Below are 21,562 nucleotides of genomic sequence, written 5' to 3'. Positions count from 1 at the left end.
CGCCCCGGCCGCCCCCGGTCATCTCTCCTGGGCCGCTCTCATCGCCGCCCCCACGATTCCCGCGTTGTTCTGCAGCTGCGCCGGGACGATCTCGGCCTTGATGCCGTCGATGAAGCGCAGGAACTTGTCGGCCTTGCGGCTGACCCCGCCGCCGATGATGAACAGCTCCGGCGAGAACAGCATCTCCACGTGCGCCAGGTACTTCTGGACGCGCTGGGCCCACTGCTCCCAGCTCAGGTCGTGGTCGTCCTTGGCCTTGCTGGAGGCTCGTCTCTCGGCGTCGTGGCCGTTCAGCTCCAGGTGGCCCAGTTCCGTGTTCGGGACGAGGAGGCCGTCCACGAAGACGGCGCTGCCGATGCCGGTGCCGAAGGTGAGCAGGATGACCGTGCCCCCGCGGTCCCGGCCGGCGCCGAACTGCATCTCGGCGACGCCCGCCGCGTCCGCGTCGTTGACGACCGTCACCGGCAGGCCGCCCAGCTTGCCACTGAACAACGCGCGCGCGTCCGTGTCGATCCAGCTCTTGTCGACGTTCGCCGCCGTGCGGACCGTGGCGCCGCCGGTGACCACTCCGGGGAAGGTCAGGCCGACCGGGCCGGTCCAGCCGAAGTGGTCGATGACCTGCTTGACCCCGTCGGCCACGCCCTCCGGCGTCGCCGGGTGGGGGGTGAGCACCTTGCAGCGCTCCTGGGCCAGGTCGCCCCTGTCCAGGTCCACAGGGGCGCCCTTGATCCCGGATCCGCCGATGTCCACGCCGAAGATCTGCATGGCACCACGTTACGACGGACCACTGACAGTCACGCCTCGGTCGTACCGCTTCCGCCGCGCTCGGCGGCCAGGGCGGCGGCCTCCTCGCGCAGGTCACGGCGGAGCTCCTTGGGGAGGGAGAAGGTGATGGACTCCTCGGCGGCCTTGACGATCTCCACGTCGCCGTAGCCGCGCTCGGCGAGCCACTCCAGCACCTGCTCGACCAGCACCTCGGGCACGGAGGCACCGGAGGTGACGCCGACCGTCGTCACGTCCTCCAGCCAGGCCTCGTCGATCTCGTCGGCGAAGTCCACCAGGTAGGCCTCGCGGGCGCCGGCGAGCTTGGCGACCTCGACCAGACGCTTGGAGTTGGAGGAGTTGCGGGAGCCGACGACGATGACCAGCTCGGCCTCGGCGCCCATCTGCTTCACGGCGAGCTGGCGGTTCTGCGTGGCGTAGCAGATGTCGTCGCTGGGCGGGGAGACGAGACCGGGGAACTTCGTCTTCAGGGCGTCGACGGTCTCCATGGTCTCGTCCACGGACAGGGTGGTCTGGGACAGCCAGACCACCTTCGACGGGTCACGGACCTCGACCTTGGCGACGTCGCCGGGGCCGTCGACGAGCTGGATGTGCTCGGGGGCCTCGCCGGAGGTGCCGATGACCTCCTCGTGGCCCTCGTGGCCGATCAGGAGGATGTCGTAGTCCTCCTTGGCGTAGCGGACGGCTTCCTTGTGGACCTTGGTGACCAGCGGGCAGGTGGCGTCGATGGTGGCGAGGCGGCCCCGCTCGGCCTCCTCGTGCACGACCGGGGCGACGCCGTGCGCCGAGAACATGACGATGTTGCCGGGCGGCACCTCCTCCGTCCGCTCGACGAAGATCGCGCCCTTCTTCTCCAGGGTCTGCACGACGTACTTGTTGTGAACGATCTCGTGCCGGACGTAGATCGGGGCCCCGTACTGTTCGAGGGCCTTCTCGACGGCGATCACGGCGCGGTCCACACCCGCGCAGTAGCCTCGGGGGGCGGCGAGCAGGACACGGCGGCCAGGCGAAGCGGTCATGCGTCCCATCGTAAGGCCGCGTTCGGCGGCGCCGGGATCGCGTGTCCGGTGACCGCCGGTGTCCGTGGTGGACATCGGCGCGCTGACGGCGTTCACGCCGCTGCGCGCGAGCGCGGCAGGCCACGCGGGCTCGACGGCGCTCCCCTGTCAGTGCCCCCCGTTACTCTCAACCGCATGGCTGCGAAAACCACCCCCGAAGCCCCCCTCCCCGTCGGTGAGGTCTCCCGGCTGATCGGGGGCTGGATCGACCGGCTCGGGGCGGTGTGGGTCGAGGGGCAGATCACGCAGTTGTCGCGGCGGCCCGGCGCCGGGGTCGTGTTCCTGACGCTGCGCGACCCGTCGTACGACATCTCCGTGAGCGTGACGTGCTACCGGCAGGTGTTCGATGCCGTCGCCGATGTCGTCGGGGAGGGCGCCCGGATCGTCGTACTGGCGAAACCGGAGTGGTACGCGCCCAGGGGGCAGCTGTCCCTTCGCGCCGCCGAGATAAGGCCCGTCGGCGTCGGTGAGCTGCTGGCCCGGCTGGAGCGGCTGAAGAAGGCGCTCGCGGCCGAGGGACTGTTCGCGCCGGAGCGGAAGAAGCCGCTGCCGTTTCTGCCGCAGCTGATCGGCCTCGTCTGCGGTCGCGCCTCCGCCGCGGAGCGGGACGTGCTGGAGAACGCCCGCCACCGCTGGCCCGCCGTCCGCTTCGAGGTGCGCAACGTGCCGGTGCAGGGGGTGCACGCGGTGCCGCAGGTCGTGCAGGCGGTGAAGGAGCTGGACGAGATCGAGGAGGTCGATGTGATCATCGTCGCCCGTGGGGGCGGGAGCGTCGAGGATCTGCTGCCCTTCTCCGACGAGCAGCTGGTGCGGGCCGTGGCCGAGTGCCGTACGCCCGTCGTCTCCGCCATCGGCCACGAGCCGGACAACCCGTTGCTCGACCACGTGGCCGACCTGCGCGCCTCCACCCCGACCGACGCGGCCAAGAAGGTGGTGCCGGACGTGGGCGAGGAGTTCGAGCGGGTGCAAATGCTGCGGGACCGGGCCCGGCGCTGCATGAACGCGCTCGTCGAACGGGAGGAGCGGGGGCTGGCGCACGCGCTGGCCCGCCCCTCGATAGAGGATCCGCACCGGATGATCGACGAGCGCGCCGACCATGTGGCCTCCCTGGTCGAGCGCGGCCGGCGGACCCTCGGCCATCTCCTCGACCGCGCGGACTCGGAGCTGTCGCACACGCACGCGCGCGTGGTGGCCCTCTCCCCCGCGGCGACGCTCAAGCGCGGCTACGCGGTGCTGCAGAAGGTGGACGGGCACGTGGTGCGCGATCCGGACGAGGTGACGGAGGGCGAGGCTCTGCGGGCCCGCGTCGCCGACGGCGATTTCACAGTGAAGGTGGGCGAATGACCGGCAAGGTGGACGAGGCTCTCTCCTACGAGCAGGCGCGGGACGAGTTGATCGAGGTCGTACGGCGCCTGGAGGCGGGCGGTACGACACTCGAGGAGTCCCTGGCACTGTGGGAGCGCGGCGAGGAGCTGGCCAGGGTGTGCCGGCGCTGGCTGGAGGGGGCGCGGGCCCGGCTGGACGCGGCGCTGGCCGAGGAGGAGGCGGAAGAAGAGGAGGAGGACGCAGCGGAGTAGGCGCCGGTCCGACGGCTGTGAAGCGGGTCACCACAACCGGACCTTTGTTGAAGGTTGAACTTCATTGCCGTAGGGTCATGTCGTCAGCCGATCCGGACCGTGGTCCGGTACGTCGGATCAAGGCGCCACCCAGAAAGTTCACGCATGTCTCTCGCACTCGACGCCGCCGCCCAGGACCTGCTGTTCCGTGAGGCCCGCACCGCGAACACCTTCACCGACGAGCCGGTGACCGAGGAGCAGGTCCAGGCGATCTACGACCTGGTCAAGTACGGCCCCACCGCCTTCAACCAGAGCCCGCTGCGCATCACCCTGGTCCGCTCCCCCGAGGCCCGCGAGCGCCTGGTGAAGCACATGGCCGAGGGCAACCAGCCGAAGACGGCCGCCGCCCCGCTGGTCGCGATCCTCTCCGCGGACAACGAGTTCCACGAGGAGCTGCCGACCCTCTTCCCGCACTTCCCCCAGGCCAAGGACGTGTTCTTCAGCGAGCGTCCGGCCCGTGAGGGCGCCGCCTCCCTGAACGCCGCCCTCCAGGCCGCCTACTTCATCATCGGCGTCCGGGCCGCGGGCCTCGCCGCCGGCCCGATGACCGGCCTCGACTTCGCGGGCGTCCAGAAGGAGTTCCTGGACGACGACCACACCCCGCTGATGGTGGTCAACATCGGCAAGCCGGGCCCGGACGCCTGGTTCCCGCGCTCGCCCCGCCTGGCGTACGACGACGTCGTCACGACCGTCTGAGCCACCCCGGTACGACGAGAGGCCCCCAGTACCGCCGGGGGCCTCTTCGCATGCCCTGCGGGAGGGCGCATGCCCTGCGGGACGGCGCAGGTCCTGCGGGAGGTCACTGCATCTTCAGCGCCGCCGCGAACGTCGTCAGCTCCGCGAAGGACGCCGTGCCGGCCACCACCGTGGTGGAGCCGGGCGTGCCGTTCAGGACCAGGGCGTCGTAGCGGCCGCCGGTGTAGCGGGTCCAGGTGCGGCCGCCGATCGTCTCGGTCCGCTTCGTCGCCGACGCGCCCTGGCTGGCCTGGTCGACGAACTCGGCCGGCTTCTGCGTGGACTGCTCGATCTGCACGTACTGGCTGTCCGGGGTCTGGAAGCCCAGGTGCCAGCGGTCGCCGCTCTCGCCCTGGAAGCGCACGGAGGTCGCCTTCCACGTACTCGGCAGGCCCTCGGGCGCGGCCACCGGGTAGCTCGCCGCGCGACGGGCCGTGAGCAGCTCGACCCGGTAGTCGACCCGCTTGAGGTCCGGAGAGTGATCGTCGTGCGGGATGGCGAGGAAGTAGACGACCAACGCCGCGATGCCGATCAGGGCCAGGGAGAGAATCATGTCCCGGGCCGTCTTCTGCTTGCCGTTCGAACCTGCCACGCCCCCTATCGTCGCAGGTGCCCCAAGCGCTCATCCGTGGGGTCCCCTGCTCATTTTGTCTGCCTAACGATAGAGTCGGGGGCAACACCCTCATCCGGCCGTCGTCGTATCAGAAAGGTGCGCTCCGATGACCGAAAATCATCACCTGCCGTCCGAGCTCGATGTTCCCTCCGAGGCTCCCGACCGCAACCTCGCCCTGGAACTCGTCCGGGTGACCGAAGCCGCCGCCATGGCCGCCGGCCGCTGGGTGGGGCGCGGTGACAAGAACGGCGCCGACGGTGCCGCGGTGCGCGCCATGCGGACCCTCGTCTCCACCGTGTCGATGAACGGCGTCGTCGTCATCGGCGAGGGCGAGAAGGACGAGGCCCCGATGCTCTTCAACGGGGAGCACGTGGGCGACGGCACCGGTCCCGAGGTGGACATCGCGGTCGACCCGATCGACGGCACCACGCTGACCGCCAAGGGCATGCCCAACGCGATCGCCGTGCTCGCCGCGGCCGAGCGGGGCGCCATGTTCGACCCGTCCGCCGTGTTCTACATGGACAAGCTGGTCACCGGCCCGGAGGCAGCCGAGTTCGTCGACATCGACGCGCCCGTGGCCGTGAACATCAAGCGGATCGCCAAGGCGAAGAAGGCCACGCCCGAGGACGTCACGGTCGTCATCCTCGACCGGCCGCGGCACGAGGGTCTGATCCGGGAGGTCCGCGAGGCCGGTGCGCGCATCAAGCTGATCTCCGACGGTGACGTGGCGGGCTCGATCTACGCACTGCGCGAGGGCACGGGCGTCGACCTGCTGCTCGGCATCGGCGGTACGCCGGAGGGCATCATCTCGGCCTGCGCCGTGAAGTGCCTGGGCGGAACCATCCAGGGCAAGCTGTGGCCCAAGGACGACGAGGAGCGTGCGCGGGCCATCGACGCCGGGCACGATCTGGACCGGGTGCTGACGACCGACGACCTGGTGTCGGGCGAGAACGTGTTCTTCGTCGCGACCGGTATCACCGACGGTGAGCTGCTGCGGGGTGTTCAGTACCGGTCGGAGACCGCGCTCACCGAGTCGATCGTGATGCGGTCGAAGTCCGGGACGGTGCGGAGGATCTACTCCGAGCACCGGCTGAGCAAGCTGCGGGCCTACAGCGCGATCGACTTCGACCGCGCCAAGTAGTTCCGGCGGCGGGCAGCACCTGATCAAAGGGGGCTGCGGGGCCGTCGGCGCGTGTGGTTCGTCCGTGGCTGGTCGCGACCGCGCCGCGGAACCGCATGTCGAACACGGCCCGCGCCCCTGAGGCAGGGACACGCCCTCTGTGCGGAGAGGGCGCCCCTCCCTCCGCTCTGCTAACCAGCTATGCGATTCGCCGCCGTCGCCCGCGCCGCCTTCTTCAGCTCCATCTCCCTGCGGCGGCGCCTCGCCAGGACCACCCGGCGTTCCGCTGCCGTGAGGCCGCCCCAGACGCCGTACGGCTCGGGCTGGAGGAGGGCGTGTTCGCGGCACTCGACCATCACCGGGCAGCGGGCGCAGACACGCTTGGCCGCCTCCTCCCGGGACAGCCGCGCAGCGGTCGGCTCCTTCGACGGCGCGAAGAACAGGCCCGCCTCGTCGCGCCGGCACACGGCCTCGGTGTGCCAGGGAGCGTCTTGGTCCCTGTCTCGCGCTGGCACCCGCTGCACCGGAAGGGCAGCTACCTGCAGGGACGAATGCGGCGGTTGCAGCACGGGTCTACTCCTGACGACGGCTTCGCGAGCGAGAGACGATGCAGCAAGCCCTACCCGCTGTGCGCGCGCCTATGCACAGCGTTCCCAGCCGCGGGCGCGCGGCGGCTCGTTCGCGCCCCCTGTGCGGTCATCCGGGAGGAGCGGAACCTTCCGCTCACCGGCGGATTCGCGACCGTCAATGCCCCAGGTGTTTGCGCAGCTTCCGGTCGACCTTGTCCTGGACTCGCTCCAGCTTCCGGTCGACCCTGCTCTGCACCCGCTCCAGGATGTCCGCCACGCGCTTGCCGCGCCTGGGGTGCGCCTCGACATTGCCGAGTACGGCCCAGCCGTCGACGTAGACGACCGGCGCGTCCGACTCGACCGAGTCCAGCGTGTCCACCTCGAAGTTGCCGAGGACGCCGCCTCCGGTGCCGCGCAGCGACACGTTCTCCGGGACGCGGATCTGGACGTCGCCGAAGACCGAGACCGCCTTGATCACGACCTGCTGGTACTCGAAGATCGCCTCGCTGAGGTCGATCTCGACGCTGCCGAAGACCGAGTACGCGTGGATCCGGCGGCCGGCGCGCCATCGGCCCCGGCGCACGGCGCTGCTGAAGACGGCGACAACGTTGGCGTCGGCCTCGGGCGGGATCGCGCCCGGGGTGGGGCGGGGCGGCACGGGCGTGTAGGCGGGGCCGGCCGCGCGCTGGTGGGCCGCGGGCAGGTCCCGGATGAAGACCTCCAGCTCGCCCACCGTCTTGGCGGCGAGGACACCCTCGACCCGCTCGGCGTGCTCGTCGGCGGTCAGCCGGCCCTCTGCCAGGGCCTCACGGAGGATCTCGGCGATGCGGTCACGGTCGGCGTCCGAGGCACGCAGCTCGGCGACGGGTGCGTCGGTGTGCTTCTGAAGGTCCACGAAAGACAGCGTACCGAAACGCGATAGATCGCGACTAGGGACTGTGGAAAACCCTCTGCGGCCCCGGCGTGCCGAACTGAGCCTTACCTCACAGGTTCCGTGTCGGCGGCAGGTTCTAGGCTGGTGAGGCCCGCCAGCGTCGGCGGGCGCCGTCCGTCAGAGTGAGGAATGGGCTGCGATGCCTGAGTTCGCGTACACCGATCTGCTCCCCCAGGGAGAGGACACCACCCCGTACCGGCTGGTGACGTCCGAGGGCGTCTCCACCGTCGAGGGCCCGGACGGGCGGACGTTCCTCAAGGTGGAGCCGGAGGCGCTGCGCAAGCTGGCCGAGGAGGCCATCCACGACATCCAGCACTACCTGCGCCCGGCCCACCTCGCCCAGCTGCGCCGCATCATCGACGACCCCGAGGCCTCCGGCAACGACAAGTTCGTGGCCCTGGACCTGCTGAAGAACGCGAACATCGCGGCGGCCGGGGTGCTGCCGATGTGCCAGGACACCGGCACGGCGATCGTCATGGGCAAGCGCGGCCAGAACGTGCTGACGGCGGGCGAGGACGAGAAGCACCTCTCCCACGGCATCTACGACGCCTACACCAAGCTCAACCTGCGCTACTCGCAGATGGCTCCGCTCACCATGTGGGAGGAGAAGAACACCGGCTCCAACCTGCCCGCGCAGATCGAGCTGTACGCCACCGACGGCGGCGCGTACAAGTTCCTGTTCATGGCCAAGGGTGGCGGCAGCGCCAACAAGTCCTTCCTCTACCAGGAGACCAAGGCCGTCCTGAACGAGGCCTCCATGATGAAGTTCCTGGAGGAGAAGATCCGTTCGCTCGGTACGGCCGCCTGTCCGCCGTACCACCTGGCGATCGTCGTCGGCGGCACGAGCGCCGAGTACGCCCTGAAGACCGCGAAGTACGCCTCCGCGCACTACCTGGACGAGATCCCCGCGGAGGGCTCGGAGCTCGGCCACGGCTTCCGTGACAAGGAGCTCGAGCAGAAGGTCTTCGAGCTGACCCAGAAGATCGGCATCGGTGCGCAGTTCGGCGGCAAGTACTTCTGCCACGACGTCCGCGTGGTCCGCCTGCCCCGGCACGGCGCCTCCTGCCCCGTCGCCATCGCCGTCTCCTGCTCGGCCGACCGCCAGGCCGTGGCGAAGATCACCGCCGAGGGCGTCTTCCTGGAGCAGCTGGAGACCGACCCGGCGCGCTTCCTGCCGGAGACGACGGACGAGCACCTGGACGAGTCCTCGGACGTCGTCAGGATCGACCTCAACCAGCCGATGGACACGATCCTCGCCGAGCTGACGAAGTACCCGGTGAAGACCCGCCTGTCCCTGACCGGCCCGCTGGTCGTGGCCCGTGACATCGCGCACGCCAAGATCAAGGAGCGGCTGGACGCGGGCGAGGAGATGCCGCAGTACCTGAAGGACCACCCGGTGTACTACGCGGGTCCGGCGAAGACCCCCGAGGGCTACGCCTCCGGTTCCTTCGGCCCGACGACGGCCGGCCGCATGGACTCCTACGTCGAGCAGTTCCAGGCGGCGGGCGGCTCCAAGGTGATGCTGGCGAAGGGCAACCGCTCCAAGCAGGTCACCGACGCCTGCAACGCCCACGGCGGCTTCTACCTCGGTTCCATCGGCGGCCCGGCCGCCCGCCTCGCCCAGGACTGCATCAAGAAGGTCGAGGTCCTGGAGTACGAGGAGCTGGGCATGGAGGCCGTCTGGAAGATCGAGGTCGAGGACTTCCCGGCGTTCATCGTCGTGGACGACAAGGGCAACGACTTCTTCCAGGATCCCGCGCCCCAGCCGACGTTCACCTCGATCCCGGTGCGGGGTCCCGGGCTGGCGTAGTGCCTGTGGTGCGGCGGGGAATGCCCGCGGCGAAGCCGCTGATGGATACTGCACCCCCGCCGCCCCTGCCCGTCCCATCCCCAGGGGCTCCGCCCCTGGACCCCGGCCTGCCCCAGTAGGCAGTCACATCCTCACTCAGCGTAATGAGCGGGAACAACCCGGCGTGCCCGGTCGCTATGACTCGCATGAGCGAATACCGCATCGAGCACGACTCCATGGGCGAGGTCCGGGTCCCCGCGCATGCCAAGTGGCGGGCCCAGACCCAGCGGGCCGTCGAGAACTTCCCGGTCTCCGGTCAGCGACTGGAACGCGCGCACATCGAAGCGCTGGCCCGGATCAAGGGCGCCGCCGCCAAGGTGAACGCCGAACTCGGTGTGCTCGACAAGGAAACGGCCGAAGCGATCCAGGAGGCCGCGGCGGAGGTCGCCGAAGGCCGGTGGGACGAGCACTTCCCCGTCGACGTCTTCCAGACCGGTTCCGGCACCTCCTCCAACATGAACACCAACGAGGTCGTCGCCACCCTGGCGACCGAGCGGCTCGGCCGGGACGTGCACCCGAACGACCACGTCAACGCCTCCCAGTCCTCCAACGACGTCTTCCCGTCCTCCCTCCACATCGCCGCCACCGCCGCCGTCACCCACGACCTGATCCCGGCCCTGGACCACCTCGCCGCCTCCCTCTCCCGCAAGGCGGAGGAGTTCGCCGATGTCGTGAAGTCCGGGCGGACCCACCTCATGGACGCCACCCCCGTGACGCTCGGCCAGGAGTTCGGCGGGTACGCCGCACAGGTCCGTCACGGTGTCGAGCGGCTGGAGGCGTCCCTGCCGCGGCTCGCCGAACTCCCCCTCGGCGGCACCGCCGTCGGCACCGGCATCAACACCCCGCCCGGCTTCTCCGCCGCCGTCATCCAGGAGGTCGCCCGGGCCACCGGGCTGCCGCTCACCGAGGCCCGGGACCACTTCGAGGCGCAGGGTGCCCGGGACGGGATCGTGGAGACCAGCGGGCAGCTGAGGACCATCGCGGTCGGGCTGACCAAGATCGCGAACGATCTGCGGTGGATGGCGTCGGGCCCGCGCACCGGGCTCGCCGAGATCCGGCTGCCCGACCTCCAGCCGGGGTCGTCCATCATGCCGGGCAAGGTCAACCCGGTGATCCCCGAAGCCGTCCTCATGGTGGCCGCCCAGGTCATCGGCAACGACGCCACCATCGCCACCGCCGGTGCGGCCGGGAACTTCGAGCTGAACGTCATGCTGCCGGTCATCGCCAAGAACGTGCTCGAATCCATCCGGCTGCTCGCCAACGTCTCCCGGCTGCTGGCCGACCGGACGATCGACAGCATCACCGCCGACCGGGAACGGACCCGGGAGTACGCGGAGTCGTCGCCGTCCGTGGTGACCCCGCTCAACAAGTACATCGGGTACGAGGAGGCCGCGAAGGTCGCCAAGAAGTCCCTCGCGCAGCGGAAGACGATCCGTGAGGTCGTACTCGAGAGCGGCTATGTCGAGCGCGGTGATCTGACGCTGGAACAGCTCGACGAAGCCCTGGATGTCCTGCGCATGACGCACCCGTAACCACGAGCGAACCATTCCGGCCACCGGCCCGGAACCGTGACGCGCGCCGCAGCGTCGTATGCCTGCGGCACCTAATATCTGTCCATGACGGACGACGGAGCGACGACACACGTGGACTCGGCGGACTCTGCGGACCTGGCGGACACGGGACCCGCGGCCCACTGGACCCCGGGCACCCAGATCCTGTGGCGCTACCGGGAGAACGCCGGCGCGCACATTCACATCGCCCGGCCCGTCACCGTCGTCCGCGACGACGCCGAACTGCTCGCCGTGTGGCTGGCCCCCGGCACCGAGTGCGTGAAGCCGGTCCTCGCCGACGGCACGCCCGTGCACCTGGAGCCGCTCCGGTCCCGCTACACCAAGCCGCGCACGGTGCAGCGGGACCGCTGGTTCGGCACCGGTGTGCTGAAGCTGGCCCAGCCCGGCCGGCCCTGGTCGGTGTGGCTGTTCTGGGAGCCGGGCTGGCGGTTCAAGAACTGGTACGTCAACCTGGAGCAGCCGCTGGCCCGTTGGGCGGACGGAGTGGACTCCGAGGACTACTTCCTGGACATCTCCGTGCAGCCCGACCGCAGCTGGCACTGGCGCGACGAGGACGAGTTCGCGCAGGCCCAGCGGGACGGCCTGATGGACGCCGGGACCGCCGAGCGGGTCCGGGCGGCCGGGCGGGACGCGGTCGAGGTGATCGAGGCCTGGGGGGCGCCGTTCCCGGACGGCTGGCAGCACTGGCGCCCGGATCCGTCCTGGGCGGTACCGTCTCTCCCCGAGGACTGGGACCGTACGCCCGCGCATGTGTCCTCATGAGACCCTTGATGCGCCCCCGGGCCGGAAACGTAGGATCGTCCTCCGCAAACATGTAGTCAGGGTCAGTGCGAAGCACTGTCGTTGAGGGGTGGTGGCCGGGGTGGCGGGAGGGCGCACAAGTGCAACTCCCGGAGCATGCACCGGGTTTGACCGAACGTCATCGAGGGGCGGCAGCACGTGAGCGAGGGGCACCAGGGCACAGGAACCACCTCTGACCACGCGGGAATTCCGTTCCTGGGACACGTATTGCGGGTATCGGGACTTCTGCGGGAGCAACTGCGCGCCCGGCGCGCAGTGCCGTACGGATGGATGCGACACGCGTGACGGAGCAGCCCACCTCTTTCGAGCGCCCCCAGGGCGCCGACCCCGCGGAGGGCCGCGGGGCGCTCCGGCATACCTCGAAGCAGCTCGGCGGGCCCGCCGCCTTACCGGTCCAGGCCCGGACCGACGGCACGCCCTCCGGCCCGGGGACGACCACGCCCTGCGGCAGGGGGAACAAGGGGAAGGAGCCCCAAGTCAACGGCCCCGAGCACTCCCAGCCCGCCACCACCGAACCCGGCGCGCACCGCCCGCGGCCCGCGCCCGAGGCCGTCTCGCCGCGCCCCGGGCCGGAGGCCATCCCGCCGCAGCCCGGCGCCGAGCAGGAGCGGGCGCCGGGCGGTGAGGAGCGCCGTACCGGGCAGGGACTGCCGCCGGGCCGGCCGATGCCGATGCGGCGCGACGGCGACCGGCTGCGGTTCGTGGGCGCGGCCACCCGGCGGATCGCGCGCGGCCTCGATCTGGACGAGATCGTGATGGGGCTGTGCCGGGCGACCGTGCCGACCTTCTCGGACGCGATCCTGGTCTATCTGCGTGACCCGCTGCCGGTCGGCGACGAGCGGCCCACCGGTCCGGTGGTGCTGCGGCTGCGCCGTACCGACCGGATACCGGAGGACCGGGACACCGACGGTGTGCTGCTGCCGCCCGCCTTCGACTCCTTCGGCTGCGAGCCGGAGGCGAGCGCGCTGGCCGAGCTGTCCTCGCTCACCACCGAGCTGTGCGAGGTGCGCCCCGGCGGTGCGCTGAACGAGGTGTTGCGCGGGGTGCGGCCGGTGTTCGCCGACGCGCCCGCCGCCCGGGCCGCGCTGCCCGAGCTGCTCGGCGACTCGGCCGAGACGGTCGTACCGTCCGGGCAGCATGCGATCCTCGCGCCGCTGCGCGGCCGGCGCCGGGTGATCGGCGCGGCGCTGTTCCTGCGCCGTCCGGAGCGGCTGGCGTTCGAGGGCGACGACCTGCTGGTGGCGGCCCAGCTGGCCACGCACAGCGCGCTCGGCATCGACAAGGCGGTGCTGTACGGCCGGGAGGCGTACATCGCCGACGAGCTGCAGCGCACCATGCTGCCCGAGACCCTGCCCCGGCCGACGGGTGTGCGGCTGGCGTCGCGCTATCTGCCGGCCGCCGAGACCGCGCGGGTAGGCGGCGACTGGTACGACGCGATCCCGCTGCCCGGCAGCCGGGTGGCGCTGGTCGTCGGCGATGTCATGGGCCACTCCATGACCTCGGCGGCGATCATGGGTCAGCTGCGCACCACCGCGCAGACCCTCGCCGGTCTCGACCTGCCGCCGCAGGAGGTGCTGCACCACCTGGACGAGCAGGCGCAGCGGCTCGGCACCGACCGGATGGCGACCTGCCTGTACGCCGTCTACGACCCGGTCACCCACCGCATCACCATCGCCAACGCGGGTCATCCGCCGCCCGTGCTGCTGCACCTGGGCGGCCGGGCCGAGGTGCTGCGGGTGCCGCCGGGCGCGCCGATCGGCGTCGGAGGGGTCGACTTCGAGGCCGTGGAGCTGGACGCGCCCGCAGGGGCCACGCTGCTGCTGTACACCGACGGACTGGTGGAGTCCCGGCTGCGGGACGTGTGGACCGGCATAGAGCAGCTGCGGGAGAAGCTCGCCGCGACCGCCCGGTTGACCGGACCCGACCATCCGCCGCCCCTGGAAGCCCTGTGCGACGAGGTGCTGGACATGCTCGGCCCGGGCGACCGGGACGACGACATCGCGCTGCTCGCGGCCCGCTTCGACGGGATCGCGCCGAGCGATGTCGCGTACTGGAAGCTGGAGCCGGACGAGACGGCCCCCGGCCAGGCCCGCCGGCTGGCCCGGCGCGCGCTGGCCCGCTGGGACCTGGAGGACCTGACGGACTCGGTGGAGCTGCTGGTCAGCGAGGTCGTCACGAACGCCGTACGGTACGCGTCCCGGCCGGTGACGCTGCGGCTGCTGCGCACGGACGTGCTGCGCTGCGAGGTCGGCGACGACGTGCCGCAGCTGCCGCGACTGCGGCAGGCCCGGGCCGACGACGAGGGCGGGCGCGGCCTGTACCTGGTCAACAAGCTGGCCCGGCGCTGGGGCGCGACCCGGCTGAGCACCGGCAAGGTGGTGTGGTTCGAGCTGCACCGGAGCTGAGGGGTGCACCGGGCCTGAGGAAGCGTCAGGTGTGCGAAGGGCGCCCGGGGAGTTCCCGGGCGCCCTTCGCTTGTGCGCTCCTACTGGCCGGCGTTCTGGCCGCCGCCCGGATCGAGCGGGTTGTCCGTGACACCGCCCGTCGGCGGCTGCGTCGGCGGCTGCGTGGGAGGCTTCGTCGGCGGCGTGCTGGTCGGGGGCGCGGACGACGTCGGCGGCTTGCTGGTCGGCGGCGCGGACGACGTCGGCGGCTTGCTGGTCGCCGTGTGCGACGGCGTCTGCGACGGGGTCAGGGAGGCCGTCGGCGTCTGGGACGGCTGGACGGCCGCGCCCTGGGTGGTGTTCAGGTCGAACGTGCTGACGTCGCCCATCGCCTCGAAGGTGTACGCGGCCCAGACCTTCGCCGGGTAGTTGCCACCGTTGATGCGGGCGGGGAGGCCGGTTTTGGGGTCGAGCAGACCGGTCGCGCCCGTCAGCGGAACCTGCGCGTGGGTCCTGGAGTCCTCGCCGAACAGACCGACCGAGGTGACCAGACCGGGCGTGTAGCCGGTGAACCAGGCCGACTTGTTGTTGTCGGACGTACCCGTCTTGCCGGCGACCTGCTGGCCGTTGCGCGCCGAGTTACCCGCCACCGAGTCGTGGGCCGTACCGTCGTCGACCACGCCGGTGAGCACGGAGGTGACCGTGTCGGCGGCCTCGCGGGGGATCACCTGGTCGCCGATCGGGTCCGGCAGGGTGAGGTCGGTGTCCTTGTGCTCGGCCGACTTGATGATCGCCGGGGTGACCTTCTTGCCGTGGTTGTCGAGGGTCGCGTAGATGCCGGCCATCTCCAGCGGGCTCGCGCCCATGGAGCCCAGGGTCTGTGCGGGGACCGCCTCCATGCCCTTGGTGTCCATGCCGAGCTTGCCGGCCACATCCATCACGTTCTTCATGCCCACGTCGACGCCCATCTGCGCGAAGACGGAGTTGACGGAGTCGTTCATCGCCGTCTGGACCGTGATGGGCCCGTAGTCCTGGTGGTCCTCGTTCGGCGGACCGAAGCCGACCTTGCTGCCGTGGTCCACGACCTGGCGGCCGCTGGTGCCGTCGTAGATCGTGTTCGCCGTGATGGGCTGGCCGTTCTGCGTCGTGGCGCCCTCGGCCAGGGCGGCGGCCAGGATCACCGGCTTGAAGGTGGAGGCGGGCTGGTAGTCGCGGCGGGTCGCGTTGTTGGTGAAGTGCTTGAAGTAGTCCGCGCCGCCGTACATGGCGAGGACCTTGCCGGTGTTCGGGTCGACGGACACGGCACCGGGCTGGACGTCGGCGTCGACGGAACGCTTCGTCGCATCCAGCTTGCTGGTCAGCTCCTGCGTGACGGACTGCTCCAGCTCGCGCTGTTTCTTCCGGTCGATGTTGAGCGTGATCGTCCAGCCGCCCTTGCGCACCAACGCCTCGGCGTCACCTAGGGAGTTGGCCCGGCCCTGGGCGACGAGCTGCTTCTCCAGCTGCGCGTTGGCCGCGTCCACCAGGTAGCCGGTCTGCCCCTTCATGCCGGGCGCCGCCTTGGGCGCCTTCGGCACCGGGAACTGCAGGCTCTGGCGCTTGCCCGCGTCCAGCCAGTGCTGCTTGACCATGTTGTCCAGGACGTAGTTCCAGCGGGCGACTGCCAGCTTCTTGCCGGTGTCGCTCGCGATGGCCCAGTCGTACTGGTTGGGCGCCTGGAGCAGCGCGGCGAGGTAGGCGCCCTCCTGGACCGAGAGGTCCTTGGCGTCCTTGTGGTAGTACGCCTGTGCCGCGGCCTGGATGCCGTAGGCGCCGCGGCCGTAGTAGCTGGTGTTGATGTATCCCGCGAGGATGTAGTCCTTGGACTTCTGGCGGTCCAGCTTCAGCGAGATGACCAGTTCCTTGAGCTTGCGCGAAACGGTCTGGTTCTGGTCCAGGTAGTAGTTCTTGACGTACTGCTGAGTGATCGTCGAACCGCCCTGTGTGCCGTGCCCCATGAGGGTGTTGAGCACACCGCGGGCGGTGCCCCTGAGGTCGACGCCGGAGTCGTGGTAGAAGGTCTTGTTCTCGGCCGCGACGAAGGTGCGCTGGACGTCCTTGGGGACTTCGGCGAGGTCGACGCTCTCCCGGTTGAGCTGGCCGGTGCGGGCGAGCATCGTGCCGTCGCTGTACTTGTAGATGTTGCTCTGCAGTTGGGCGGCGGCGTTCCCCTCGGGGATGTCCACGTACATGTACAGCCCGATGAAGGCCGCGATCACCAGCAGGCACAGCCCGAAGAAGGTGCCGAGCACCTTCTTCCACGTGAACAGCCGGCGTATTCGGCCCTTGGGAGGCCGGCCGCCGGCCGGTGCACTGGCCGAGGGGGTGGAGCGGCGGCGCTTGGGCGCCGCGCGGCGGCCACCGCGCTGTCGCGCTCGTCTCTCTTCCGCTCGTCCCATGGGTCCTTCGCTCCGCTTCCGTCTCAGTGGTCAGCTCCGAAAGCTAACACCCGTCTATATGACAAAGGGCGTCCGATCCGCTCTTTTACGGACGTGAGAATCAGCACCTGCCCCAAGGGAACCGACGGCTGAGGAGGTCACAGGGTTGCTTCCGGGCAGCGACAGGCGTAAAAGTGATATCACTTAGCTAGATCGGCGTAAGCAAGACCGGAACGGGGATCACCATGACCGCCAACGACACCGCACTCGACGTACCCGAGATGCCCGCGCCACACGTGCGGGAGTTCACCGCGCACAGCATCGGCGGCGGGCTCGCCCTGCTGCTCGGCCTGCTCGGGCTCGGCGCCACCGCCGGACTGCTCGCCACCGCCTCGGCCGTCACCGCGGCCGGCGCCAAGGCCGGGCTCATCGTCGCCGGGATCGTCGTCTTCCTCGCGGCGATCATCTCGCTGCGCGGACTGAACACCGTCGCACCCGGCGAGGCCCGGGTGGTCCAGCTCTTCGGGCGCTACCGGGGCACCATCCGGCAGGACGGCCTGCGCTGGGTGAACCCCTTCACCTCCCGGACCCGCATCTCCACCCGGGTGCGCAACCACGAGACCGCCGTGCTGAAGGTCAACGACGCCTACGGCAACCCGATCGAGCTGGCCGCCGTCGTGGTCTGGAAGGTCCAGGACACCGCCCAGGCCACCTTCGAGGTGGACGACTTCGCCGAGTTCGTGGCCACGCAGACCGAGACGGCCGTACGGCACATCGCGATCGAGTACCCCTACGACGCCCACGAGGAGGACGGCCTGTCGCTGCGCGGCAACGCCGAGGAGATCACCGAGAAGCTGGCCGTCGAACTCCAGGCGCGTGTGGAGGCGGCCGGAGTGCAGGTCGTCGAGTCGCGCTTCACGCATCTCGCGTACGCTCCCGAGATCGCCTCGGCGATGCTCCAGCGGCAGCAGGCCGGTGCGGTCGTGGCCGCACGGCGGCAGATCGTGGACGGCGCGGTCGGCATGGTCGAGGCGGCGCTCGGCCGGATCGCGGAGGCGGACATCGTGGAACTGGACGAGGAGCGCAAGGCGGCGATGGTGTCCAACCTGATGGTGGTGCTGTGCGGCGACCGGGCCCCGCAGCCGGTCCTCAACACCGGGACGCTCTACCAGTGACGGAGCCTTCTCAGACTCCGAGGCGACGGCCGCAGCAGCGCAAGCAGGTGCTGCTGCGGCTGGACCCGTCGGTGTACGAGGCACTTGCCCGATGGGCCGGGGACGAGCTGCGGTCGGCCAACGCGCAGATCGAGTTCCTGCTGCGCAAGGCGCTGGCGGATGCGGGACGGCTGCCGAAGGAGACGGGACCGCTGCCGCGTCGGGGCCGGCCCCCTGTTTCGGAACCGTGACAATCGGCTCCCACCTGCACCCCTGTACACCCCGCCATGATCTCCCCACTCCGTGTATACATGCGGCGTATACACCGTGTGTAGAGTGCTGGCATGTCCATAGGTCACACCCTTCTGGGACTCCTGGAGTCCGGCCCGCGCCACGGCTACGACCTCAAGCGGGCCTTCGACGAGAAGTTCGGTCACGACCGGCCGCTGCACTACGGCCAGGTCTACTCCACGATGTCCCGGCTGCTGAAGCACGGGCTCGTGGAAGTCGACGGGATCGAGGCGGGCGGCGGCCCGGAGCGGAAGCGGTACGCCATCACCGACGCCGGCATCACCGACGTGGTGAACTGGCTCGCCACCCCGGAGAAGCCCGAGGAGTACCTGCAGTCGACCCTGTACACCAAGGTCGTCCTCGCCCTCCTCACCCACCGCGACGCCTCCGTCATCCTCGACACCCAGCGCGCCGAGCACCTGCGCAGCATGCGGATCCTGACCGACCGCAAGCGCAAGGGCGACCTCGCGGACCAGCTGATCTGCGACCACGCCCTGTTCCACCTGGAGGCCGACCTGCGCTGGCTGGAACTGACCGCCGCGCGCCTCGACAAGCTCCGCGCGGAGGTGACCGCATGACCAGCGTTCCCCCTCCGCCCGGCTCGCTGCTCACCGCGGAGAACCTGCGCAAGACCTATGGCCCCACGGTCGCGCTCGACGGCGCCGGGTTCTCCATCCACCCCGGTGAGGTCGTCGCCGTGATGGGCCCCTCCGGCTCCGGCAAGTCGACCCTGCTGCACTGCCTCGCCGGGATCGTGCCACCCGACTCCGGCTCCATCGTCTACAACGGCCGCGAACTGGCCGGCATGAGCGACGCCGAGCGCAGCGCCCTCAGGCGCTCCGAGTTCGGGTTCGTCTTCCAGTTCGGCCAGTTGGTGCCCGAGCTGACCTGTGTGGAGAACGTGGCCCTGCCGCTCAGGCTGAACGGCACCTCCCGCAAGCAGGCCGAGAAGGCCGCGCTGAGCTGGATGGAGCGCCTGGAGGTGGACGACTTGAAGGCCAAACGGCCCGGGGAGGTCTCCGGCGGCCAGGGACAGCGCGTCGCGGTGGCGCGGGCGCTGGTCACCGGGCCACGGGTGATCTTCGCCGACGAGCCGACCGGCGCCCTCGACTCCCTCAACGGCGAGCGCGTGATGGAGTTGCTGACCGACGCTGCCCGCTCCACCAACGCGGCCGTCGTCCTGGTCACGCACGAGCCCCGGGTGGCCGCCTACTCCGACCGGGAGATCGTCGTACGCGACGGCAAGTCCCGGGACATGGAGCGGGCCATATGAGTACCCGCCCGTCACCCACCACCACCCTGCCTGAGGCGCTTCGCGCCGCCCCTTTCAATCCCAAGTGGTCCAAAGACCTGGGCATGGGGGTCCGTTTCGCCTTCACCGGCGGGCGCGAGGGCTGGGTGCGGTTGCTGCTGACGGCGGTCGGCGTCGGCCTCGGCGTGGCGCTGCTGCTGCTGACGACCGCGATCCCGACCGCCCTCGCCGTACGGGACCAGCGCAACCAGGACCGCCTGGACTACACCTACGGCCCGCACCGGCCGAAGGCCGCCAACACCCTGGTGATCTCCGACGCCGACAGCACCTTCCGCGGCAGCGACGTGCGCGGCCGGCTGGTGGAGCCCGAGGGGCCGCGGGCACCGCTCGCACCGGGCCTTACGAAGTACCCGGCGCCGGGCGAGATGGTCGTCTCCCCCGCACTGAAGCGGCTCCTCGGCTCGGCGGACGGGAAGCTGCTGCGCGAGCGGCTGCCGTACCGGATCGTCGGGACGATCGCCGAGCCGGGACTCGTCGGCTCGCAGGAACTCGCCTACTACGCCGGGGCGAAGGACCTCGCCCCGCGCATCAACGGCTGGCGGACGGCCCGGATCACCCACTTCGGACCCACGCAGTCGTCCCAGCGGGACGGGCTCGACCCGGTGCTGATCCTGCTGGTGCTGGTCGTCTTCGTGGTGCTGCTGATGCCGGTCGCCGTGTTCATCGCCACGGCCGTGCGGTTCGGCGGCGAGCGGCGCGACCGCAGGCTGGCGGCGCTGCGGCTGGTGGGCTCCGACAGCCGGATGACCCGGCGGATCGCGGCCGGCGAGGCACTCGCCGGATCGCTGGTCGGACTGGCCTTCGGCACCGTCTTCTTCCTGCTCGGTCGGCAGTTCGCGGGCTCGGTCGAGGTCGTGGGCATCAGCGTGTTCCCCAGCTACCTCGACCCCTCACCCGCGCTGGCCGCGCTGGCCGCGGTCGCCGTTCCGGCGGCGGCGGTGCTGGTGACGCTGTTCGCGCTGCGCGGGGTGGTCATCGAGCCGCTCGGCGTGGTCCGTACGGCCCGGCCGGCGCGCCGCCGGCTGTGGTGGCGGCTGCTGCTGCCCGTGGGCGGCCTCGCGTGCCTCGCACCGATGATCGGACAGGGCCGCAACAACGGCAGCTTCAACGAGTACCTGGTGATCGGCGGCGTCCTGCTGCTGCTCGTCGGTGTGACCGCGCTGCTGCCGTGGGTCGTCGAGGCGGTCGTGGCCCGGCTCGGCCACGGTGGGCCGTCCTGGCAACTGGCCGTACGGCGGCTTCAGTTGAGCAGCGGTTCGGCGGCCCGCATGGTCAACGGCATCGCGGTCGCGGTGGCCGGGGCGATCGCGCTGCAGATGCTGTTCGCGGGCGTCCAGGGCGACTACACCAAGTCCACCGCGAAGGACACCGGCCGGGTGCAGATGCAGGTCAACCTCTCGCGGGGCCTGCCCTTCGGGTCGGCCGCGCAGACGTTCGCCGCGACGCAGGGGGTCCGCGAGGCCACCGCGCTCGGCAGCACCGAACTGGGCGACGGGCGCTGGAGCCCCGACAAGGGGCCGGAGCACACCGTCGGCCTCACCGTCGGCACCTGCGCCGCCCTGCGCACGCTGGCCGACCTGCCGTCCTGCCGCGACGGGGACGTCTTCGCGGCGAAGGGCGGGGAACGGGACACCGACGTGGACACGCTCGCCCGGCCGGGCCGCAGCCTCCACGTCGACACGAGCGACGCCAGCGGCGGCGGACCGGACGTCGTGTGGGCCGTACCGCGCGGGCTGAAGCAGGCCCGCGTGATCACCGGGCCGGACGGGCTCAAGGAGAGCGGGGTGCTGATGACCCCGGCCGCGGTGTCCGGCCGCATGAGCAGCGCGTTGACCGGAGCGGTGTACCTCAGGCTCGACGAGTCGGTGCCGGACGTGCACGAGTACGTCCGCAACACCGCGGCGCGCATCGACCCGCTCGCGGACGCGATGGTGTGGTCGTCCACCGAGCTGTCGCACAAGTTCACCTCCATCCGCACCGGAACGTCCGTCGGCGCCATCTGCGTGCTGGCGCTGATCGGCGCGAGCCTGCTGGTCTCCCAGCTGGAGCAGCTGCGCGAGCGCAGGAAGCTGCTGTCCTCGCTGGTCGCCTTCGGCACCCGGCGGCGCACCCTGAGCATGTCGGTGCTGTGGCAGACGGCGATCCCGATCGCCCTGGGCCTGCTGCTCGCCGCGGCCGTGGGGCTGACGCTGGGCACGGTGCTGCTGAAGATGGTGGGCGCGACGGTGGGCGTGGACTGGCCGAGCCTGCTGTCGATGACGGGGGCGGGTGCGGCGGTGGTCCTCACGGTCACGCTGCTCAGCCTGCCGCCGCTGGTGCGGATGATGCGCCCCGAGGGGCTGCGGACGGAGTAGT

At 70.7% G+C, this 21,562-nt stretch carries 19 protein-coding genes; 13 read left to right on the top strand and 6 right to left on the bottom strand.

Annotation, left to right across the window (positions count from 1 at the left end):
• Positions 1-18: 18 nt before the first annotated feature.
• Complete coding sequence (ppgK, locus tag ACWC2T_RS23580) at positions 19-765, bottom strand: polyphosphate--glucose phosphotransferase (protein ID WP_450672316.1); 747 nt, start codon at positions 763-765, stop codon at positions 19-21.
• A 29-nt stretch (positions 766-794) separates the two neighbouring features.
• Positions 795-1,802 (bottom strand): 4-hydroxy-3-methylbut-2-enyl diphosphate reductase, encoded by a 1,008-nt coding sequence (locus ACWC2T_RS23575; RefSeq protein ID WP_450672315.1) that lies wholly within the window; start codon positions 1,800-1,802, stop codon positions 795-797.
• A 174-nt stretch (positions 1,803-1,976) separates the two neighbouring features.
• On the opposite strand from ACWC2T_RS23575, the gene xseA reads away from it, so the two are divergent.
• The 3 genes from xseA to ACWC2T_RS23560 all read left to right on the top strand — a co-directional run bounded on the left by xseA (position 1,977) and on the right by ACWC2T_RS23560 (position 4,153).
• Positions 1,977-3,185 carry an exodeoxyribonuclease VII large subunit gene (xseA, locus tag ACWC2T_RS23570; protein ID WP_450672314.1) on the top strand — a complete coding sequence of 403 codons (1,209 nt, stop codon included), beginning with the start codon at positions 1,977-1,979 and terminating at the stop codon, positions 3,183-3,185.
• Positions 3,182-3,418: an exodeoxyribonuclease VII small subunit gene (locus tag ACWC2T_RS23565; protein WP_450672313.1), complete on the top strand. Its 237-nt coding sequence runs from the start codon at positions 3,182-3,184 to the stop codon at positions 3,416-3,418. Before xseA ends, ACWC2T_RS23565 begins: the two co-directional genes overlap by 4 nt.
• Before the next feature lie 144 nt (positions 3,419-3,562).
• Positions 3,563-4,153, top strand: coding sequence for a malonic semialdehyde reductase (locus tag ACWC2T_RS23560; RefSeq protein ID WP_450672312.1), 591 nt, complete (start codon positions 3,563-3,565; stop codon positions 4,151-4,153).
• A 103-nt stretch (positions 4,154-4,256) separates the two neighbouring features.
• Here ACWC2T_RS23560 and ACWC2T_RS23555 read toward each other — a convergent pair whose 3' ends face one another.
• Positions 4,257-4,784, bottom strand: a complete 528-nt coding sequence (locus ACWC2T_RS23555; protein WP_450672311.1) for a DUF4245 domain-containing protein — start codon at positions 4,782-4,784, stop codon at positions 4,257-4,259.
• A gap of 127 nt (positions 4,785-4,911) precedes the next feature.
• On the opposite strand from ACWC2T_RS23555, the gene glpX reads away from it, so the two are divergent.
• Positions 4,912-5,946, top strand: coding sequence for a class II fructose-bisphosphatase (gene glpX / locus ACWC2T_RS23550; RefSeq protein ID WP_351209090.1), 1,035 nt, complete (start codon positions 4,912-4,914; stop codon positions 5,944-5,946).
• Positions 5,947-6,116: 170 nt separating this feature from the next.
• On the opposite strand, the gene ACWC2T_RS23545 is transcribed toward glpX, so the two are convergent.
• On the bottom strand, positions 6,117-6,494 hold the full coding sequence (locus ACWC2T_RS23545) for a WhiB family transcriptional regulator (protein WP_450672310.1): 378 nt from the start codon (positions 6,492-6,494) through the stop codon (positions 6,117-6,119).
• 175 nt (positions 6,495-6,669) lie between these two features.
• Positions 6,670-7,389, bottom strand: a complete 720-nt coding sequence (locus tag ACWC2T_RS23540) for a DUF1707 SHOCT-like domain-containing protein (protein ID WP_450672309.1) — start codon at positions 7,387-7,389, stop codon at positions 6,670-6,672.
• A 178-nt stretch (positions 7,390-7,567) separates the two neighbouring features.
• On the opposite strand from ACWC2T_RS23540, the gene ACWC2T_RS23535 reads away from it, so the two are divergent.
• The 4 genes from ACWC2T_RS23535 (at position 7,568) to ACWC2T_RS23520 (ending at position 14,054) form a co-directional block, all read left to right on the top strand.
• Entirely contained in the window at positions 7,568-9,238 is a 1,671-nt protein-coding gene (locus ACWC2T_RS23535) for a fumarate hydratase (protein WP_450672308.1), read from the top strand.
• A 185-nt stretch (positions 9,239-9,423) separates the two neighbouring features.
• Positions 9,424-10,809: a class II fumarate hydratase gene (locus tag ACWC2T_RS23530; RefSeq protein WP_450672307.1), complete on the top strand. Its 1,386-nt coding sequence runs from the start codon at positions 9,424-9,426 to the stop codon at positions 10,807-10,809.
• A gap of 84 nt (positions 10,810-10,893) precedes the next feature.
• Positions 10,894-11,610: a cytidylyl-2-hydroxypropylphosphonate hydrolase gene (fomD, locus tag ACWC2T_RS23525; protein ID WP_450672306.1), complete on the top strand. Its 717-nt coding sequence runs from the start codon at positions 10,894-10,896 to the stop codon at positions 11,608-11,610.
• 305 nt (positions 11,611-11,915) lie between these two features.
• A complete protein-coding gene (locus ACWC2T_RS23520; RefSeq protein WP_450672305.1) occupies positions 11,916-14,054 on the top strand; it encodes a SpoIIE family protein phosphatase in 2,139 nt (712 codons plus the stop codon).
• A gap of 80 nt (positions 14,055-14,134) precedes the next feature.
• Here the strand turns inward: ACWC2T_RS23520 and ACWC2T_RS23515 are convergent, their stop codons facing one another.
• A complete protein-coding gene (locus tag ACWC2T_RS23515) occupies positions 14,135-16,471 on the bottom strand; it encodes a transglycosylase domain-containing protein (RefSeq protein ID WP_450672304.1) in 2,337 nt (778 codons plus the stop codon).
• Between the two features lie 224 nt (positions 16,472-16,695).
• Here ACWC2T_RS23515 and ACWC2T_RS23510 point away from each other — a divergent pair, with 224 nt between their 5' ends.
• The 5 genes from ACWC2T_RS23510 to ACWC2T_RS23490 all read left to right on the top strand — a co-directional run bounded on the left by ACWC2T_RS23510 (position 16,696) and on the right by ACWC2T_RS23490 (position 21,561).
• A complete protein-coding gene (locus ACWC2T_RS23510) occupies positions 16,696-17,625 on the top strand; it encodes an SPFH domain-containing protein (protein ID WP_450672303.1) in 930 nt (309 codons plus the stop codon).
• Positions 17,622-17,855 carry a hypothetical protein gene (locus ACWC2T_RS23505; protein ID WP_450672302.1) on the top strand — a complete coding sequence of 78 codons (234 nt, stop codon included), beginning with the start codon at positions 17,622-17,624 and terminating at the stop codon, positions 17,853-17,855. The genes ACWC2T_RS23510 and ACWC2T_RS23505 overlap by 4 nt, the downstream gene beginning before the upstream one ends.
• A 93-nt stretch (positions 17,856-17,948) precedes the next feature.
• On the top strand, positions 17,949-18,473 hold the full coding sequence (locus tag ACWC2T_RS23500) for a PadR family transcriptional regulator (RefSeq protein ID WP_450672301.1): 525 nt from the start codon (positions 17,949-17,951) through the stop codon (positions 18,471-18,473).
• Positions 18,470-19,168, top strand: a complete 699-nt coding sequence (locus ACWC2T_RS23495) for an ABC transporter ATP-binding protein (protein WP_450672300.1) — start codon at positions 18,470-18,472, stop codon at positions 19,166-19,168. Before ACWC2T_RS23500 ends, ACWC2T_RS23495 begins: the two co-directional genes overlap by 4 nt.
• 83 nt (positions 19,169-19,251) lie before the next feature.
• Positions 19,252-21,561 (top strand): FtsX-like permease family protein, encoded by a 2,310-nt coding sequence (locus ACWC2T_RS23490; protein ID WP_450672299.1) that lies wholly within the window; start codon positions 19,252-19,254, stop codon positions 21,559-21,561.
• The last annotated feature ends 1 nt before the right edge of the window (position 21,562 follow it).

The organism is Streptomyces sp. NPDC001393 (assembly GCF_053597455.1).
This window is presented reverse-complemented; position numbering and strand designations above follow the sequence as displayed.

Excerpts from the sequence above, each read along its gene's own strand:
- fomD (WP_450672306.1), top strand. The coding sequence starts at position 10,894 with ATGACGGACGACGGAGCGACGACACACGTGGACTCGGCGGACTCTGCG.
- ppgK (WP_450672316.1), bottom strand. The coding sequence starts at position 765 with ATGCAGATCTTCGGCGTGGACATCGGCGGATCCGGGATCAAGGGCGCC.
- ACWC2T_RS23490 (WP_450672299.1), top strand. The coding sequence starts at position 19,252 with ATGGGGGTCCGTTTCGCCTTCACCGGCGGGCGCGAGGGCTGGGTGCGG.
- ACWC2T_RS23520 (WP_450672305.1), top strand. The coding sequence starts at position 11,916 with ATGGATGCGACACGCGTGACGGAGCAGCCCACCTCTTTCGAGCGCCCC.
- xseA (WP_450672314.1), top strand. The coding sequence starts at position 1,977 with ATGGCTGCGAAAACCACCCCCGAAGCCCCCCTCCCCGTCGGTGAGGTC.
- ACWC2T_RS23495 (WP_450672300.1), top strand. The coding sequence starts at position 18,470 with ATGACCAGCGTTCCCCCTCCGCCCGGCTCGCTGCTCACCGCGGAGAAC.
- ACWC2T_RS23565 (WP_450672313.1), top strand. The coding sequence starts at position 3,182 with ATGACCGGCAAGGTGGACGAGGCTCTCTCCTACGAGCAGGCGCGGGAC.
- ACWC2T_RS23510 (WP_450672303.1), top strand. The coding sequence starts at position 16,696 with ATGACCGCCAACGACACCGCACTCGACGTACCCGAGATGCCCGCGCCA.
- ACWC2T_RS23500 (WP_450672301.1), top strand. The coding sequence starts at position 17,949 with ATGTCCATAGGTCACACCCTTCTGGGACTCCTGGAGTCCGGCCCGCGC.
- ACWC2T_RS23560 (WP_450672312.1), top strand. The coding sequence starts at position 3,563 with ATGTCTCTCGCACTCGACGCCGCCGCCCAGGACCTGCTGTTCCGTGAG.
- glpX (WP_351209090.1), top strand. The coding sequence starts at position 4,912 with ATGACCGAAAATCATCACCTGCCGTCCGAGCTCGATGTTCCCTCCGAG.
- ACWC2T_RS23575 (WP_450672315.1), bottom strand. The coding sequence starts at position 1,802 with ATGACCGCTTCGCCTGGCCGCCGTGTCCTGCTCGCCGCCCCCCGAGGC.
- ACWC2T_RS23515 (WP_450672304.1), bottom strand. The coding sequence starts at position 16,471 with ATGGGACGAGCGGAAGAGAGACGAGCGCGACAGCGCGGTGGCCGCCGC.
- ACWC2T_RS23530 (WP_450672307.1), top strand. The coding sequence starts at position 9,424 with ATGAGCGAATACCGCATCGAGCACGACTCCATGGGCGAGGTCCGGGTC.
- ACWC2T_RS23535 (WP_450672308.1), top strand. The coding sequence starts at position 7,568 with ATGCCTGAGTTCGCGTACACCGATCTGCTCCCCCAGGGAGAGGACACC.